This window comes from Paenibacillus sp. GCM10023250 (assembly GCF_042653205.1).
GTDB lineage: Bacteria > Bacillota > Bacilli > Paenibacillales > Paenibacillaceae > Paenibacillus_Z.
In genome coordinates, this window is sequence record NZ_JBHSHY010000012.1 from 53,743 (window position 1) to 70,068 (window position 16,326).

At 62.6% G+C, this 16,326-nt stretch carries 13 protein-coding genes; 5 read left to right on the forward strand and 8 right to left on the reverse strand.

What is annotated here, in order from left to right; genetic code table 11:
• The first annotated feature begins 7 nt into the window (after positions 1-7).
• The 3 genes from gerPC to ACFPB1_RS12045 are packed head-to-tail and all read left to right on the forward strand — an operon-like array spanning position 8 to position 1,602.
• Positions 8-763, forward strand: a complete 756-nt coding sequence (gene gerPC, locus ACFPB1_RS12035; protein WP_379225445.1) for a spore germination protein GerPC — start codon at positions 8-10, stop codon at positions 761-763.
• A gap of 30 nt (positions 764-793) precedes the next feature.
• Positions 794-1,057, forward strand: a complete 264-nt coding sequence (locus ACFPB1_RS12040) for a hypothetical protein (protein ID WP_379225447.1) — start codon at positions 794-796, stop codon at positions 1,055-1,057.
• Positions 1,054-1,602, forward strand: coding sequence for a spore germination protein GerPE (locus ACFPB1_RS12045; protein ID WP_379225449.1), 549 nt, complete (start codon positions 1,054-1,056; stop codon positions 1,600-1,602). The genes ACFPB1_RS12040 and ACFPB1_RS12045 overlap by 4 nt, the downstream gene beginning before the upstream one ends.
• A gap of 495 nt (positions 1,603-2,097) precedes the next feature.
• Here ACFPB1_RS12045 and thrS read toward each other — a convergent pair whose 3' ends face one another.
• The 7 genes from thrS to ACFPB1_RS12085 all read right to left on the reverse strand — a co-directional run bounded on the left by thrS (position 2,098) and on the right by ACFPB1_RS12085 (position 12,901).
• Positions 2,098-4,017, reverse strand: a complete 1,920-nt coding sequence (gene thrS / locus ACFPB1_RS12055; protein WP_379225453.1) for a threonine--tRNA ligase — start codon at positions 4,015-4,017, stop codon at positions 2,098-2,100.
• Between the two features lie 476 nt (positions 4,018-4,493).
• A complete protein-coding gene (locus ACFPB1_RS12060; protein ID WP_379225455.1) occupies positions 4,494-6,491 on the reverse strand; it encodes a glycoside hydrolase family 15 protein in 1,998 nt (665 codons plus the stop codon).
• Complete coding sequence (gene glgA, locus ACFPB1_RS12065) at positions 6,473-7,936, reverse strand: glycogen synthase GlgA (protein WP_379225458.1); 1,464 nt, start codon at positions 7,934-7,936, stop codon at positions 6,473-6,475. Before glgA ends, ACFPB1_RS12060 begins: the two co-directional genes overlap by 19 nt.
• A 63-nt stretch (positions 7,937-7,999) precedes the next feature.
• Complete coding sequence (gene glgD, locus ACFPB1_RS12070; RefSeq protein WP_379225460.1) at positions 8,000-9,112, reverse strand: glucose-1-phosphate adenylyltransferase subunit GlgD; 1,113 nt, start codon at positions 9,110-9,112, stop codon at positions 8,000-8,002.
• Positions 9,109-10,275, reverse strand: a complete 1,167-nt coding sequence (locus ACFPB1_RS12075) for a glucose-1-phosphate adenylyltransferase (RefSeq protein ID WP_379225462.1) — start codon at positions 10,273-10,275, stop codon at positions 9,109-9,111. The genes glgD and ACFPB1_RS12075 overlap by 4 nt, the downstream gene beginning before the upstream one ends.
• 53 nt (positions 10,276-10,328) lie before the next feature.
• Positions 10,329-12,278: a 1,4-alpha-glucan branching protein GlgB gene (gene glgB, locus ACFPB1_RS12080; RefSeq protein ID WP_379225464.1), complete on the reverse strand. Its 1,950-nt coding sequence runs from the start codon at positions 12,276-12,278 to the stop codon at positions 10,329-10,331.
• Between the two features lie 149 nt (positions 12,279-12,427).
• Positions 12,428-12,901 (reverse strand): MarR family winged helix-turn-helix transcriptional regulator, encoded by a 474-nt coding sequence (locus ACFPB1_RS12085; RefSeq protein ID WP_379225466.1) that lies wholly within the window; start codon positions 12,899-12,901, stop codon positions 12,428-12,430.
• A 222-nt stretch (positions 12,902-13,123) separates the two neighbouring features.
• On the opposite strand from ACFPB1_RS12085, the gene ACFPB1_RS12090 reads away from it, so the two are divergent.
• On the forward strand, positions 13,124-14,290 hold the full coding sequence (locus tag ACFPB1_RS12090; protein ID WP_379225468.1) for an iron-containing alcohol dehydrogenase: 1,167 nt from the start codon (positions 13,124-13,126) through the stop codon (positions 14,288-14,290).
• Between the two features lie 233 nt (positions 14,291-14,523).
• On the opposite strand, the gene ACFPB1_RS12095 is transcribed toward ACFPB1_RS12090, so the two are convergent.
• On the reverse strand, positions 14,524-15,417 hold the full coding sequence (locus ACFPB1_RS12095; protein ID WP_379225470.1) for a helix-turn-helix transcriptional regulator: 894 nt from the start codon (positions 15,415-15,417) through the stop codon (positions 14,524-14,526).
• A 252-nt stretch (positions 15,418-15,669) separates the two neighbouring features.
• Here ACFPB1_RS12095 and cysC point away from each other — a divergent pair, with 252 nt between their 5' ends.
• The gene (gene cysC / locus ACFPB1_RS12100; RefSeq protein ID WP_379225472.1) at positions 15,670-16,281 is read left to right on the forward strand and encodes an adenylyl-sulfate kinase; all 612 of its coding nucleotides are present in this window, start codon (positions 15,670-15,672) and stop codon (positions 16,279-16,281) included.
• The last annotated feature ends 45 nt before the right edge of the window (positions 16,282-16,326 follow it).

Consider the following 16,326-nt stretch of genomic DNA (forward strand, 5'->3'; position numbering starts at 1 on the left):
CCCGCATATGCAGAACGATCCGAATAGAACGCCGTCTCCATGGCAAATGGTCATGGCGCTCAATCAATATGTTCAGCAGCTGCAGGGCCAGGTGAACGAGCAGCAGGCGGTCATCGGCAGACTGTGCCGGCAGCTCGACGACCTGAACGAACGGATGAACGCCGCGGAAAACAAACCGTATTATCATGTCGATACGATTCAATACCACTTCGACCAGCTGAAGGTCGAGAAACTGAGCGGCACGCTCAACATCGGCATGTCGGCGCCGAGCGAAGAGCAAGTGAAGGAAATCGGCCAGCTGGTTATGCCGGGACCGGGCAAGCTCGTCGTGAACGAGCCCAAGGAAGATCCGCTATCCGGCATGGATCCGCAGGCGACCCAAACGCCGCATCAATATCCGTCCCCGACGGCAAACGGGCTGCCGGCGTTCGTCACGCCCCCGCCGCCGTACCCGGATATCCGCCGCGCCATCGATTGCTACCTGGACCAGGAAGCACCGCTCAAGCTGCAGTCGATCGAAGTCCAGGCGGGCATCGCCTTGGACCCGTACCACCGCAAGCTGGTGATCGAAGATATCCGCAAGCAGATGAGCCCGCGCATCCAATTCTATATCCAGACCCTGACGCGCAAGGCGGAAGAGGAACAGAAGAAGGGAACGCCGGGCGAGGGGCAGGAACCGGCCATCGAAGCGGACGTCATCCGCAAGACGGAGCGCGATATCGATCTGGCCCTGCAAAACTACGTCAGCCGTTTGGCGCCGTAAGCCATCGGCGAAGGTAAGGAGAGAACGTTCATGCAGCTTAACGTCGTCAATCACGTGCTCGCGGTCGGCAGTATCCAATTGACCGCCGTCGCGAGCGCCTCCGTCCTGCAAATCGGGGACACGGAGACGATCTCGCTCGTCTCGATGTTCGATACGCCGCCGGAATCGGTTATCGTCGGGCCGTTCGCGCCGCTCCTGGAGCCGGAAGGCGCCGAGGAGGCCGAAGGCGAAGGCGCGCTGGAGCAGGAGGCGGAGGAACGCCTGACGCGCAGCAAGCTCGGAGATGTCCGATGAATCGCGGCGAGCGGCAGGTCCGCCGGCCCGGGAAGCTGCCGTTCGCGGACGTTCTGGGCGTGCCGGACGGTGAACATGCGGACTACCCTGTCCGCGTGTCAGAGGTCGGAGGCGTCTACGTGAACAGCATCAGCACCGCGTCCATCATACAGTTCGGGGACCGCGCGAACGTGAATGCCAAGCTCCGCGGCGTCGCCGTGCAGCGGGAATCGGACCATCTGTCCTCGAACCGGGTCTATTTCGAATCCTATACTATTTTCAGCCGGCCCGTACCGCCGGTCTCGCCGTTTCTGGCCGAGGCCGCGAAGGACCCCGTCCAGGTCCGGACGGTCAACCGCGACCCGCGCATCGGCGTCGGCTGCATCGAGATCATCGCCGTCAGCAGCTCCGCGACGGTACTCACGGGCAATGGGGTGAACATGCGGGCCGAATCGCGCATCTCCAACATCCGCCAATACGCGAAGCCGGCCTTGATCCGCTGGGCGGAACCGGGCGAATGCGCCCCCATGGCACCCTATGCGCTCATCGGGCGGACATCCGAATAGGCGAATGCATAATTATGAATGTACCCCGGTCAAACGTCCAATCTTTGCCGACACGCCATCATATATTACCAATGTGATCTGAACCATCACAAATCAAACCACTCAGGAGGTATGAACAGTGGGATACATGACTGGTGTAGGCGGAGTAGGTTGCGGCCCGGTATTCGGAACGGCAATCGGCGTAATCCTGGTCCTCTATATTTTGCTCGTAATCGTTCTTCGCGGTGTATTCTTCTAAGCTGCTTGCTAACCGCCACCGATCCCCGGAACGGTCCTGCCCCTGGCAGGGCCGTTTGCCATTTGGAGCGGATGGACGAGCGGGCAAAGAAGGCCTCCGGCAAATGCCGGAGGCCTGGCCGGCAGTCGGAGGCTTCGTGCGTCGTCCCGGAATCCGGCATCCCTGCGATCTCGAACCGCCGGCTGACGAACGGCTTCCGGAGCTTCTCTTCCCGCTCCTAGCGGTGCGCTGCGTCAAGCGGGACTCGCGTGCGGTCTTCAGGCACGCGCCGACGCTTCCGCCCGCAGCCGCGCGATCAGCTCCGCCGTCGTCATCGCGACGGCCTCGCCTTCGCCTCTGCGCCGGACGGATACGGTGCCGCCCGCACGCTCCGCCTCGCCGAGCACCAGCGTGTACGGCACTTTCGCAAGCTGCGCCTCGCGGACCTTGTATCCCAGCTTCTCCTGCCGCAGGTCCGCCTCCGCCCGCAGTCCCGCTTCCTCCAGCGCCTCCCGAAGCGCCAGCGCCAATTCCCCGTCCGCCTCGGACACCGGAATGACCGCCGCCTGCACGGGCGCGAGCCAGAGCGGAAAGGCTCCGGCGTAATGCTCCGTCAGGATGCCGACGAAGCGGTCGAGCGAGCCGAACACCGCCCGGTGAATGAGCACCGGCCGATGCTTCCCGCCGTCTTCGCCGATGTACGAGAGGTCGAATTTTTCCGGCATTTGAAAATCGAGCTGCACCGTCGCGCACTGCCAGCTCCGGCCGAGCGCGTCGCTGATGTGAAAGTCGATCTTCGGTCCGTAGAAGGCGCCGTCCCCCGGGTTCAGCCGGTAGTCGTCGCCTCGGCGCCGCAGCGACTGCTCGAGCGCCTGTTCCGCCCGTTCCCACAGCTCCGCCGATCCCATGGCGCTCTCCGGCTTCGTCGACAGCTCGATCCGGTACGAGAAGCCGAAGGCCGCGTACATCTCGCCGATCAGCGCCAGGATGCTGTCGATCTCCCGCTCGAGCTGGTCGGGCCGGACGAACAGATGCGCGTCGTCCTGGCAGAACGTGCGCACGCGCATCATCCCGTTCAGCCCGCCGGAATATTCGTGGCGGTGCACTTGGCCGAACTCCGCGTAGCGGATCGGCAGCTCGCGGTACGAACGCCGCCGGCTGCCGTACAACAGGATATGGCCCGGGCAGTTCATCGGCTTCAGCGCGTATTCCGCATCGTCCACCTTCGCGAAATAAATGTTGTCCTTATAATGGTCCCAATGGCCGGATTGCTCCCAGAGCCGCCGGTTCATCATGAGGGGCGTGCGGACCTCCTCGTAGCCCCGCTTCCGCCAGAACGACCGCGAGAAAGTTTCCAGCGCCGTCCGGATGGCCATGCCCTTCGGCAGATAGAACGGCATCCCGGGCGCTTCCTCGGAAAACAGGAAGAGCTCGAGCTCCCGGCCGAGCTTGCGATGGTCGCGCTTTTTCGCTTCCTCGAGCAGCGCCAGATGGCGGTCTAGGCGCGATTTCTTCAGAAACGCCGCGCCGTGCACGCGCTGGAGGACCGCCCCGTCCGCGGCGCCCCGCCAATAAGCGCCCGAGACGCCGAGCAGCTTGAACGCCTTGATGCGGCCCGTCGACGGCAGCAGCGGACCGTCGCACAGGCCCGCGAATTCGCCCAGCTCGTAAATCGCGGCGTCCGCGTCTTCCGGAAGCTCGCGAAGCCGCTCCAGCAGAAACGGCTCGCCGCGGCGCTCGAACGATGCAATCGCCTCGTCCCGGCCGAGCGGCCGCCGGACGATGGGCAGATTCTCGCGCGCGATCGCGTCCATCTCCTTCTCGACGGCGCGCAGGATAGCGGGCGTCAGCGGCTCGTCGGCCTGCACGTCGCAGCGGAAGCCGTCTTCCGTCTCGCGGCATTCGCCGAGCCGGACCTTATCCGCGCCGAGCACCCGCTTGACGGCCTGCGCGGCTAGCATCGCCGCGCTCCGGCGGTAAATCGCCAGTCCCGCCTCGCTGTCGAGCGGGACGAATTCGAGCGCGCAGTCGCCGAGCAGCGCGTGACTCAAATCGACCAGCCGCCCGTTGACGCGAGCGGCGGCGGCGCTCTTGCGCAGCGACGGACCGATGTCGTCCGCGAGGGTCGCGGCCGCGATTCCTTTCCCGCAGCTTCGTTCCGAGCCGTCCGCCAGTTTCACGATCATCTTCTGTTCCATGAGCCTTCTTCCTCCGTTCGGTTGATGGTCGGCCGAAACGCGAGTCCCTCCCAGGCGAAGGGGCCGTTTCAAACCGCGTGAACGCAAAAAAAACGCAGCTCGCCCGGAAAGGGACGAGTGCGTTCGGCTCGTGGTTCCACCCTGATTCGACCTTGCCCCGCGCCGCTCGCGCTGGTGAAAACAAGGTCCTTATTGGCATCCGGTAACGGGGATGATCCGGTTCCGTTTACAGCCGCGACACCGAGTCGGCAGGTTCAACGTGACGGCTGCAAAGTGGTAATTCGCACCGCGGGACGGAAGGGATTCGCAGCAATCATCCCTCTCTCTGGGCAGCCCGCCGGTGGGAACCATGTCTTTGGTTCTCGCCGGGTATGAAGCTTTGGTTCCCTATTATAAGGAGGTCGTGGCGAAAGCGCAAGAGGGCCGGCGCCTATTTTCGGCTGGCCGGGCGCTGCATCTGCACGCAGGCGGACACGCTATTCCGCCGCCGCGCCGCTGTCCGCCCCTTCGCCCGCCTTCGCAAGCGCGTCGTACTTCTCCGCATAGCGGGTCACCGTCTGCACGTACGTCGCGTGCGACCACGTCAGCGGCGCGACCGACAGCGGGCTGCCGTCGTTCGGATGCAGCTGCTCGGGCAGCGCCCCGCTGGCCAGCGCCGTCTCGACGACCCACTCCAGCGTCTCCCGCGGCGCGGCCAGGTCGGCCAACGACTGCGCCGACTCGATCTCGAAATTCGCGACCCACAGCGTGCAGATGACCCACGGGTTGCCGGGCACGTTCTCGATATCGCCCGACTGCTGGAAGTAGTAGTCGTTCGTGTACCGCGCCACGCCGCCGACGCGGGTCTTGACCGTCAACCCGTCGCGGATCGCGCGCATCGTGCTGACGACGCGCTCGTCTTCGACCGGGAGGACGCCGAATTCCCAGATGCCGAACAGGCTGCTTTCGAGCGTCATGTCCTTCACCCAGCGATTGTCCTTCTGGATCAAGCCCCGGGCGAAGCGTCCCGCCTCTTCGTCCCACAGATGCGTCAGGATGCCCTGCTTGATGCCCTCGGCGGTGTTGCGGAGATGATCGCTCCGCTCGTAATCGCCGAACAGCTCCGTGAAGAACGCCGCCGCCATCAGGCCCCCGTAGACGGAAGACGCCGTGTACGTCCAGATGCCGTAACGTTCCTCCCACAGGTCGTAGCTCGGCTTCGGCAGGGAGAGCGCGTGCTCGATGTACTGGCTCAGAAACAGCGCGCCCTTGCGGATGAGATTGTTATAGAGCGCCTGCGGCAGCTCGATGACCTGGTTGCGCGTGTAATCCTTCCAGAGCGCGAACAGCACGAGCGCGGTTTCGTCCTCCTGAATCGGCAGGCGCCGGCTGCCCTGAACGATGTACGGATGCCAGCTGGAGCCGACCGTGCCGTCCGGGTTGTACTTATGGAACAGATAGCCGTCCGGCGACAGCGCCTGCGCGCAGAAGTGGAAGAACGGCGCGATGACGCTCTGGAAGCCGGCGGCCGACATGGCGTCCGCGATCAGCGCGCCGTCCCGCGGCCACATGTAGCTGTAATGGTCGCGGTTGTACTGCAAAATATCGGTGTCGTTCGCGGCGATGATCGCGCCGCGCTCGTCGGTCTGCGTCCGGACGATCAGCAGGCTGAGGCGGTATAGATTAATGACCTCCGCCGGCAGGTCGCCGAGGTTCTGCTTCGCCCGCTGCAGCCAATGATTCCAGTAAATGACGATCCGGCTGAGCAGCTTCTCCGGATGGCTGTCCTGGACGTACTGGTTGAGCGACTTGACCTCTTCGAGGTTTTTGCCGATCGACATCCAGTAATAGACCGTCTGGTCGCCTCCCGGCGGCACGACGGTACGGAAGCTGATCGTGCTGTCGACCGAGCCCTGCGCGATGGAATTGCCCATCAGGTTGCCGTCCTCGGCGTCGCGCCATGTGCCCTCCGCGGATTGGAACCGCTTGATGCCCGTCGTGTACTGCATCATGCCGCCTTCGTCGGAGAAACCGTTGAACATGAAGTACGAGGAGCGCTTGTAATGAAAGAGCGTATGGTTCTCGGGATAATACGCCGCCGTATCGCCGACCTCTGAGCCGTCGATCATCAGGTCGTGGTGGAAGAACAGCCGGCACTCCCGCGCCTCCGTCCCCAGGTTGCGGACGAGGATGCGCTTGATGTAAATGCTCTCGCGCTGGTGGATGCCGTCGTTCATGTGCAGCTCGATGCCGAGCCGGTCGTTGCGGGCGATGACGTTCGTGACGAGCGAATCCGCCACGTACGACAGCTTGAACTGCCATTCCGGATCCTCCAGCCACGAGAACTGGCCGCCGGCCCACAGCCCGAGCCGGCAATATTGGCCGCCGACGTGGTTCAGCTGCCCCACGAACGGATAGTAAATATCCCGTATGTAGCAGTTGCGGTCCAGATTCATCAATATTTTGCCGTTCCCGATTACGAGGTGACGGGCCATGCGGCACGCTCCTCTCGCTGCGGAACGATCGCCGCGTAGAGCACCAGATATGCCTTCGCCGAACGGGTCCAGCTATAATCGTCCTTCGCGCCGTTCGTCACGATGCGCTGCCACGTCTCCGGATCGCGGTACAGCCGGATGGCCCGCCGGACCGTATAGAGCAGGTCGTGCGCGTTGTAGTTCGTGAAGCTGAAGCCGTTGCCTTCGCCGGTGTATTCGTTGTACGAGCGGACCGTATCCCGCAGGCCGCCCGTTTCCCGCACGATCGGCACGGACTTGTAGCGCAGCGCGAGCAGCTGGCTCAGCCCGCACGGCTCGAACTGCGACGGCATCAGATACAGGTCGCTGCCCGCGTAGATGCGGCGGGCCAGCCCGTCGTTGAAGCCGAACCAGGTCGCCACCTGGCCGGGACGGTTCGCTTCCGCGCGGCGGAACATCTGCTCGTAGTGCCAGTCGCCGGAGCCGAGCACGACGAGCTGGACGTCCTCCGACAGGATCTGCTCCAGCACCGCCTCGATCAGATCGAGGCCCTTCTGGCTGACCAGCCGCGAGACGATGCCGATGAGCGGCGTATCCTCGGACTCCGTCAAGCCGAGCTCGCGCTGAAGCGCCAGCTTGTTCTTGCGTTTGCGCAGCAGCGAGCCGCGGTACGGCACGGCCAGCGCGGGATCGTTCATCGGATCGAACAGGCTCGTGTCGATGCCGTTTACGATGCCGCTCAGGTCGCCCGCGCGCCAGCGCAGGAGGCCGTCGAGCTTCTCGCCGTAATATTCCGTCTGAATCTCCTGCGCGTAGGACGGGCTGACCGTCGTCAGCTTGTCGGCGTACCGCAGGCCGCCGAGCATGCAGTTGCCCGCCCCGTAGAAATCGATGCCCTCCGAGCCGAACAGCTCCTCGCCCGAGCCCAGCAGATCCATCAGCAGCTGGCGCCCGAAGACGCCCTGGTAACGCAAATTATGAATGGTATAGACCGACTTCATGTCGCGGGTGCCCGGCTCGTACCGGTAGCGCGTCTTCAGCAGGAACGGAATCAGGCCGGTCTGCCAGTCATGGCAGTGGATGATATCGGGCACGAAATCGGAATGGAACAGCGATTCGACGACGGCGTGGCAGAAGAAGACGAACCGCTCCGCGTCGTCGTCGTAGCCGTACAAGCCGCTCCGCTTGAAGTACTGCTCGTTGTCGATCAAATAGTAGACGACGCCGTCAAGCTCGGCCTTGAGCAGGCCGCAGTACTGGCTCCGCCAGCCCAAGCGTACCTGGAACGCCGCGACGGGTTCGAACTTCTCCGCCAGCTCATGCGGAATCGTCCCGTACTTGGGCAGGATGACGCGGACGTCGGCCCCCTTCTCGCGGAGCGCTTTCGGCAGCGCGCCCGCCACGTCGGCGAGGCCGCCCGTTTTGACAAGCGGCACCGCTTCGGAAGCAGCAAATAGGATTTTCATCGCTTCTTTCACCTCGAATGCGGCCTTGGTTTCGCCCAAGCAGCCGTTTATTGCGGAGTCGGATCAGATGACTCTCCGTTTCATCGCGATGAACGGCGACGCTTCCGCGCCGTACAGCTCGCGGCTGCGCCCCACTGTCACATCTTTGTCCAGAATGACGTGGTTGACGGAACCGTTCTCGCCGATGACGCCGTTCTGCATGACGATGCTGTTGCGCACGACCGCCCCTTTACGGACGTGGACGCCCCGGAACAAAATGCTGTTGATGACCGTGCCTTCGATGATGCAGCCGTTCGCGACAAGCGAATTGATCGCCTTCGCTCCTTCCGCGTAGCGCGCCGGCGGTTCGTCCTTGACCTTCGTGAAGACCGGACCCGGCTCGTAGAACAGACTCTTCCATACTTCCGGCCGCAGCAGCTGCATGCTGTTCTGGTAGTAGCTGTTCAGCGTGTTGACGACGCCGAGGTAGCCTTCGAACGCGTAGCATTGGATGTGCAGCTTGTCGACGCGGGACATGATCGCGTGGCGGACCAGATGGTCCTGGCCCTGGGCCAGCGACGTGTCGACCAGCTCGAGCAGCAGCTCCTTGCGCATCAGGTACATCTCCATCGAGACGAGGTCGCTCTCGAGCCGGCCGAAATGATCCTGCATGGCCGTGACGCGTCCCCGCTCGTCGACCTGCACCTTGCGCGCCCGGCCGCCGAACAGCTCCGTCTGCTCCTTGCAGATGACGGTAATGTCGGCGCCGCTCGCCTTATGCGAAGCCAGCACCCCTTCGAAATCGAGGTTGCAGATCATGTGGCTGCGCGTGATGAGCACGTATTCGTGCGTGCTGCGCGCGAAGAAATCGCGGTGCTGGTAGAAATGGTAGAGATCGCCCCGCCGCACCTCGTTGACGTCGTCCGTCACCGGCGGCATGATGAACAATCCGCTCTGGCGGTGATGCAGGTCCCAATGCTTGCCGGAGCCGAGATGGTCCATCAGCGAACGGTATTTCGTCTGCGCGAAGACGCCGACCTTGTTGATGCCGGAATTGACCATGCTCGACAGCGCGAAGTCGATCAGCCGGAAGCGTGCCCCGAACGGCACCGTGGCCAGGCAGCGGCTAGCGGTCAGCGTTTCCATCTCGTCCGATTCGTGAATGAGGTTGATGACGCCCAGAATCGCGGAGTTCATGTGTGCTCTACCTCCTGCAGTGTATGGTTGGCGGCGACGTACTCGTCGCTGGCGATGACGGTGACGCTCTCGCCGTCCGGGCTGCCGATGACGGCCCCGTCCGCGATGATCGCGCCTTCCCCGATGATGGATTTATAAATGCGGGCGCCTTTGCCGATCTTGACGTTCGGCATAACGACGGATTCGCGGATCTCGCTGCCGACGGCGCACTGCACGCCGTGGAACAGCACGGAGCGCTGGACGAGGCCTTCGACGAAGCACCCTTCCGTTACGAGGGAGTCGGCGATTTCGGCCGTCGCCGCCGCGTAATGCGCAGGACGGTTCGGATTGACGGAATAGATCCGCCAGTCGCGGTCGTGCAGATCGAGCGCCGGCTGCTCGGACAATAGGTCCATGTTCGCTTCCCACAGGCTCTCGAGCGTGCCGACATCCTTCCAATAGCCGCCGAACGTATACGATTGCAGACGCACGCCGTCGTGCAGCATGGCCGGGATGATGTCCTTGCCGAAGTCGTTGCCGGAATGCTTGTTCGCTTCGTCGCGGATCAGATACTGCTGCAGCACCGGCCAGGAAAAAATATAAACGCCCATTGACGCCAGATTGCTCGTCGGCACCTTCGGCTTCTCTTCGAAATTGACGATCGCGCCGTCGTCGTCCACGTGCATGATGCCGAAGCGGCTCGCTTCCTTCCAGGCGACCTCGATGCAGGCGATCGTCACGTCGGCGCCCTTCTCTTCGTGCTCGCGCAGCATGAGGTCGTAATCCATCTTATAGATGTGATCGCCGGAAATGACGAGCACGTAATCCGGATCGTAGCGGTCGATGAAGCCCATGTTCTGGTAAATGGCGTTCGCCGTGCCCTTGTACCACATGCCGCCCTTCGACTTGACGTACGGCGGGAGAATCGCCATGCCGCCGTCGCGGCGGTCCAATCCCCACGGACTGCCGATGCCCAGGTACGTATTGAGCACGAGCGGCTGGTACTGCGTCAGCACCCCGATCGTGTCGATGCCCGAATGCGCGCAGTTGCTTAACGTGAAATCGATGATGCGGTATTTCCCGCCGAAATGAACCGCGGGTTTGGCCAGATCTTTCGTCAGCACGCCGAGACGCTTGCCCTCTCCCCCGGCTAGCAGCATGGCGATCATTCTTTTTCTGCCCATGGACACCTTCTCCTTCTCGGCTGTCAGCTGCCCGCTGCAGCGCAAATTATGCCTTACGTCCTTCCATGCAAAGCGGAAAAGCGTTCGCTGCGGCCATGTTCCCCTGGGGCAAACACGAACAATTGAAACGAAAGCGGCGGAAGATCGAGCAGCAGGCTGCACGGCCTTCCATGCCAGGCTGTCTTGGAGCTGTATAGGACTTCCGGCGCGTGCGCCAAGGCACCGCCGAAAGCTGCCGCCTCACTGTGCAAAGCCGCCCGATAAGGACCGGGCTCCGGAACGCCGATGCGGAATTCGGGGTAGTGGTTGGACGAGAAGTTGCAGACGACGACCGAGAAGTCGTCCGCCGCGTGCCCGCGCCGCATGAACACGATGACGCTCTGGGCGGCGTTGTGGACGTCGATCCACTCGAAGCCGCCGGGATCGCAGTCCCGCTCCCACAGCGAAGGCTCCTCGCCGTAGGCCCGGTTCAGCGCCTTGACGTAGGCGTGCATGGCCGCGTGCTTCGGGTACAGCAGCAGCTTCCAGTCGAGCGCCTCATCGTACTTCCATTCGTCGAACTGGCCGTATTCGCCGCCCATGAAGAGCAGCTTCTTGCCGGGATGCGTCATCCAATACCCGTAGAACAGCCGCAGCTGCGCGAAGCGCTGGTCGTACGGGCCGGACATTTTGTTGAGCAGCGACCGTTTGCCGTGCACGACTTCGTCGTGGGACAGCGGCAGCACGTAATTTTCTGAGAATGCGTAGAGCAGTGAGAAGGTGATCAAATTGTGGTGGCGCATCCGGTCGTGCGGATCGAGCGCCATATAGCGGAGCATGTCGTTCATCCAGCCCATGTTCCACTTGAAATTGAAGCCGAGTCCGCCCATGTACGTCGGGGACGTGACGGCCGGCCAGGAAGAGGAATCCTCCGCGATCATGAGCGCGTCGGGATAGTAGCGAAACACCGTTTCGTTAAGCCGCTTCAGGAAGCGGATGGCGTCGATGTTCTCGTTGCCGCCGAAGGCGTTGAACGTGAACATTTCGGGGGGTTTGTCGAAGTGAAGGTCGATCATGCTGGCGACGGCGTCCACGCGAAGGCCGTCGATATGGTAAACGTCCATCCAGAAGATGGCGTTCGAAATCAGGAAGCTCTGGACTTCCGTCCGGCCGAAATCGAAGGCCAGCGTGCCCCACAGCGGCTTCTCGGCCCGCTTCGCGTCCGCGCCCTCGTAGATCGGCGTGCCGTCGAACAGGCGAAGCCCGTGATCGTCCTTGCAGAAATGGCCGGGCACCCAATCCAGGATCACGCCGATGCCTTTCTGATGGCACTTGTCGATCAGGTACATGAGCTGCTTCGGCGTGCCGAACCGGCTCGTGGCGGAATAGTAGCCGATGACCTGGTAGCCCCAGGACATGTCGAGGGGATGCTCGGTAACCGGAAGCAGCTCGATATGCGTGTAGCCCGTTTCGGCCACGTAGTCGACAAGTTCGTCCGCGATCTCCTCGTACGTCCAGAACTGCTCCTTGCCCCAGCTGCGCCAGGAAGACAAATGAACCTCGTACACGAGCATCGCTTCGTGGTAGGGACTAACCTCCTGCTTGCGCTTCTGCCAGTCGGCGTCCTTCCACGCGTAATCGAACACCTCGGTTACGACCGACGCGGTGTTCGGCCGCAGCTCGGCCTGGAACGCGTAGGGGTCGGACTTCAGCCGTATCGCGCCGTCCTGCGTATGAATCTCGTACTTGTAGACCGTACCGGGTCCCAAATTGGGAACGAAGAGGCTCCAAACGCCGGTGTCGCCGATCGGCTCCATCGCGTGGCGCTTGCCGTCCCAGCCGTTGAAGCTGCCTGCGACCCGCACGGCTCGGGCGTTCGGCGCCCATACCGTGAAGCGTACGCCCTGCTCGTCGGCCAGACGGATGGGATGCGCACCGAATGTGCGGTAGCTGTGATAGAGATCGCCATTATTGAAGAGATACAAATCGCGCAAAGAGATTCCGATCGTTGCCGCGTTCGCCATATAGTGCCATCCACCCCCTTAATGTAACGTCTTTGTAAAGGTTCTGTCAAAAATGCTGACGTGGTGTGACCATGGTTCCATTATACACGCCCAAACCGCTCTTGGCACTTGTTTTCAGAAAATTCTTGTAGTTTGAAAAAACCATGCCGTTAGACCCGTTCCATGTCGATCTCGTACGCCTCGAGCGCGTCCAAAATCCGTCTGTGCCCGTCCAGCATCGCCCCGATCTGCCCCTCGTCCATCCCCTCCAGCGCGGCCGCCATCGCCCGGTACGAGAACGCCTGCCGGATCGACCGCCGCGCGAGCTCCTCGCCCTTCGGCGTCAGCCTGACGTTGATCTCCCGGCGGTTCCCTTCCGCCTGCGTCCGTTCCGCGACGCCTGCCTGCACGAGCCCTTCGACGCTGACGCTGAGCGTGCTCTTGGAGGCATGCAGCCGCTCGGTCAGCTCCTTCAGCGTCAGGCCCGGGTCGCGGTGCAGCGTGTTGACGACGGCCATGCCCTGCAGGGTGAGTCCGAGGCTCTCCGCGTTGCGGCGGGTAAACTCCGAAGCCGTCCGTGTCACATCCATGAACGATTGCAGCACGTCGGCGGCTTGTTTTACTTTCGGATCGGAAAAGTCCAATCGCACTCTCTCCTTCGTTCGACACCGATTTTACATAGTTCGACAAAGAACTGTTCGTATATGAACTATTATAAAAGGATCGCGGCCATCCCGTCAAGCGCCTTTCGCGGGTTCCGGCTTCCGCCGCTCCGGGCCGGCGCGCGCCCCGTATCCCGTCCGCTTGACTTCGCGTTTTTGGAATCGCTAAGATATAGAGGTTCGATAATATTTTGGAGGTGCAGCATGCACAATTTCGTTTTTCAGAATCCGACCAAAATCGTATTCGGCAAAGGAACCGTGTCGCAGCTCAGCGGCCTGGTCGCGCCTTTCGGGAAGACGGTTTTACTTGTATATGGATCCGGCAGCATAAAAAGAACCGGCCTGTATGACGAAGTCATGGACCAGCTCCGGTCCGTCGGCGCCAAGGTCGTGGAATTATCCGGCATCGAGCCGAATCCGCGGCTGACGTCCGTCAACCGCGGGATCGAGCTGTGCCGCGCCGAGGGCGTCGATTTCATTCTTGCCGTCGGCGGCGGCAGCGTGCTGGACGCTTCCAAGGCGATCGCGGCGGGCGCGCGCTACGACGGCGACGTCTGGGATTTCTTCATGCACAAGGCGACGATCGCGGACGCGCTGCCGATGGGCTCCATCCTGACACTGTCGGCCACCGGCTCGGAGATGAACGGCAGCGCCGTCGTGTCGAACTGGGAGACGAAGCAGAAGCGTGCGTTCGGCAGCATCCATACTTACCCCCGTTTCTCCATTCTTGACCCAACGCTGACGTTCACCGTGCCGCGCGACCAGACGGTCAACGGCGTCGTCGACATCATGTCGCACGTGTTCGAGCAGTACTTCTCGCTGACGACGGACGTGCCGCTGCAGGAACGGCTGTGCGAATCGATTCTGCTCACGGTCATCGAGAACGCCGAGAAGGCGCTCGAGAAGCCGGACGACTACGCAGCGCGCGCCAACCTCATGCTGTGCGGCACGATGGCGCTGAACGGCGGCCTGATCAGCGTCGGCATGGCCAATGACTGGGCCTCCCACGGCATCGAGCACGAGATCAGCGCGATCTACGACATTCCGCACGGCGCCGGCCTGTCCATCGTGTTCCCGAACTGGATGCGCTACGTGTACGATTCGCGGATCAACCGCTTCGTGCAGTACGCGGAACGGGTCTGGGGGATCGAGCGCGGCGGGAAGTCCGACGAAGACATGGCGCTCGCCGGCATCAACGCGACGCGCGCGTTCTTCACCCGGATCGGCGCGCCGGCGACGCTATCCTTCTACGACATCGGCGAAGAGAACTTGGACGTCATGGCGCGGGAAGCGGTGCTGTTCGGGCCGATCGGCAGCTTCAAGAAGCTGAACGAGGCGGACGTGAAGGAAATTTTGACGCTGGCGCTGTAAGCCGGACGGGCTGGCGGCGGCGTTCGGAGCATGGCCGGTGCCGCTGCTAGCGCTCGTTGCCGAATAAACGCAAAAAGAGTCGCCCCTCCGCTTACGGACGGGAGACTCTTTTTGCATGCGCGTTCGGCGGCGCACGTCAGGTGCGCCGGCGGCCGCCAGGCAGCGCAAAGAAGCACGGACGAGGCGTCCGTGCTTCTTGTGCCGTCGGCGTCCGCGCGTGCGGACCGCCCGGCCTATTCGCCTTCTTCGTCCGGCCGGTTCACCCGGGACAGCGACGTTCCGGTGAACCGCTTCCGGTACGAGAGCGGCGTGATGCCGACATGCTCCGCGAACGAGCGGGAGAAATGCGGCGTCTGCTTGAAACCGGTCTCGTCGGCGATCCGCGAGATCGGCCAGTTCGTCTTCATCAGCATAAGCTTCGCCTGATCCATCCGGTACGCCAGCAAATACTGCTGCGGCGTGCAGTCGAACACCTCGCCCATGCAGCGCGCGATGTAGTTGGGGTGCAGCCCCATGACCTCGCCGAGCTTGCTGTTCGTCACGGTCGTGCGAAAATTCATTTTCAAGTAGGCGGCCGCTTCCTCGGCGACGGAGATCGGCGCTTTCGCCGCGTCGCTCCGCCAGCCTTCGTCGAACAGCTGCAGCAGGTGCAGGAACCACTGCTGGCGCTGCCAGAAGGCGGCATGCGAAGTGCCGAGCGCCGCGTCGTGCAGCTTGCCGAAGAGCGAGATCGCTTCCTCCGGGTACGACACCGTCATCGTCTTTGGAAGCCGGATGGCGTAGGAATAATAATCGCCCCGAAGCGAGCCGCAGCCGTTCCCGTCATGCTCCTCCCAAGGACCGGCCGTCTGGAAGTGGACCCAGTCGAACACCGTTTCCTCCTCGCAGGGCTTGGTCGGGTAATGCCACAGGTCCGGACGAAGAATCAGCATCTGGCCGGGGCCGATCGCCCATGTATTGGACTCCTCGCCGATGTGCAGCGTGCCGCTGTGAACGAACAGCAGGTCAAACACGCCGATGTTCCGGCGATTCGGATGTTCGCCGCCTTTCGAATACGTTCCGCGATTGGACTCGATGAAATACGGCAGCGGCGGCGAAAGAAAGGTAAACAGCGGTGCGGACGACAAGCCGGAAGCCCCCCAGTAGCGATGTGCGTGAATAGTCGTGTTGCCCGTATATTTTAGCAGACATCGCCGGCGCGAGGAATACAAAAACGGAAAAAATGGCGCCGCATCCCGAAAAAATTCGGGCGGCAGCCAATTAGTGCCTTCCGGACCCGGTGCGGAAGCCTCATTCTTGCGCGCGGACGGCAACTTCCGCCCCGCGCTGTGCTAGAATAGGAACGTGAGCGGCTAACCGTATACGGAGGAGATGACAGCATGGAACAGAAGAGCAGCAACATTACCTGGCAGCCGTCCATGGTGACGCGGCAGGACCGCAATCGAAGAAACGGCCATGGCAGCCTCGCGCTATGGTTCACCGGCCTATCCGGCGCCGGCAAGTCGACGCTCGCGCTGACGCTCGAGAAGGCGCTGCACGAGCGGGGCATCGGGTCGTACGTGCTCGACGGCGACAACATCCGGCACGGGCTTAACCGCGACCTCGGCTTCTCGGAGGAAGACCGCAAGGAAAACCTGCGGCGGATCGGGGAAGTGTCGAAGCTGTTCGCGGACGCCGGCCTCGTGGTGCTGTCGGCGTTCATCTCGCCGGACGAGCAGGACCGCCGGATGGTCCGGGAGCTGTTCGCGCCTGGCGATTTCGTGGAAGTCTACGTAAAATGCTCGATCGAGGAATGCGAGAAGCGGGATCCGAAGGGCTTGTACAAGAAGGCGCGCAGCGGCCAGATTCGCAACTTCACGGGCATCGATGCCAAATACGACGTACCGGGCAGCCCGGAGCTGGTCATCGATACGGAACGTATGCCGGTGGACGAAGCGGTGGAGCTGCTGCTCGGTTATTTGGAGGAACGGAGCGTCCTCGCGAAGGATTGAGCGCGGATGCGCTCAGCCTGCCGAAGACGCCGTCCGAGAAGATAT

Coding starts and splice junctions, on each gene's coding strand:
- gerPC (WP_379225445.1), top strand. CDS start 8: ATGCAGAACGATCCGAATAGAACGCCGTCTCCATGGCAAATGGTCATG.
- ACFPB1_RS12040 (WP_379225447.1), top strand. CDS start 794: ATGCAGCTTAACGTCGTCAATCACGTGCTCGCGGTCGGCAGTATCCAA.
- ACFPB1_RS12045 (WP_379225449.1), top strand. CDS start 1,054: ATGAATCGCGGCGAGCGGCAGGTCCGCCGGCCCGGGAAGCTGCCGTTC.
- thrS (WP_379225453.1), bottom strand. CDS start 4,017: ATGGAACAGAAGATGATCGTGAAACTGGCGGACGGCTCGGAACGAAGC.
- ACFPB1_RS12060 (WP_379225455.1), bottom strand. CDS start 6,491: ATGGCCCGTCACCTCGTAATCGGGAACGGCAAAATATTGATGAATCTG.
- glgA (WP_379225458.1), bottom strand. CDS start 7,936: ATGAAAATCCTATTTGCTGCTTCCGAAGCGGTGCCGCTTGTCAAAACG.
- glgD (WP_379225460.1), bottom strand. CDS start 9,112: ATGAACTCCGCGATTCTGGGCGTCATCAACCTCATTCACGAATCGGAC.
- ACFPB1_RS12075 (WP_379225462.1), bottom strand. CDS start 10,275: ATGGGCAGAAAAAGAATGATCGCCATGCTGCTAGCCGGGGGAGAGGGC.
- glgB (WP_379225464.1), bottom strand. CDS start 12,278: ATGGCGAACGCGGCAACGATCGGAATCTCTTTGCGCGATTTGTATCTC.
- ACFPB1_RS12090 (WP_379225468.1), top strand. CDS start 13,124: ATGCACAATTTCGTTTTTCAGAATCCGACCAAAATCGTATTCGGCAAA.
- cysC (WP_379225472.1), top strand. CDS start 15,670: ATGGAACAGAAGAGCAGCAACATTACCTGGCAGCCGTCCATGGTGACG.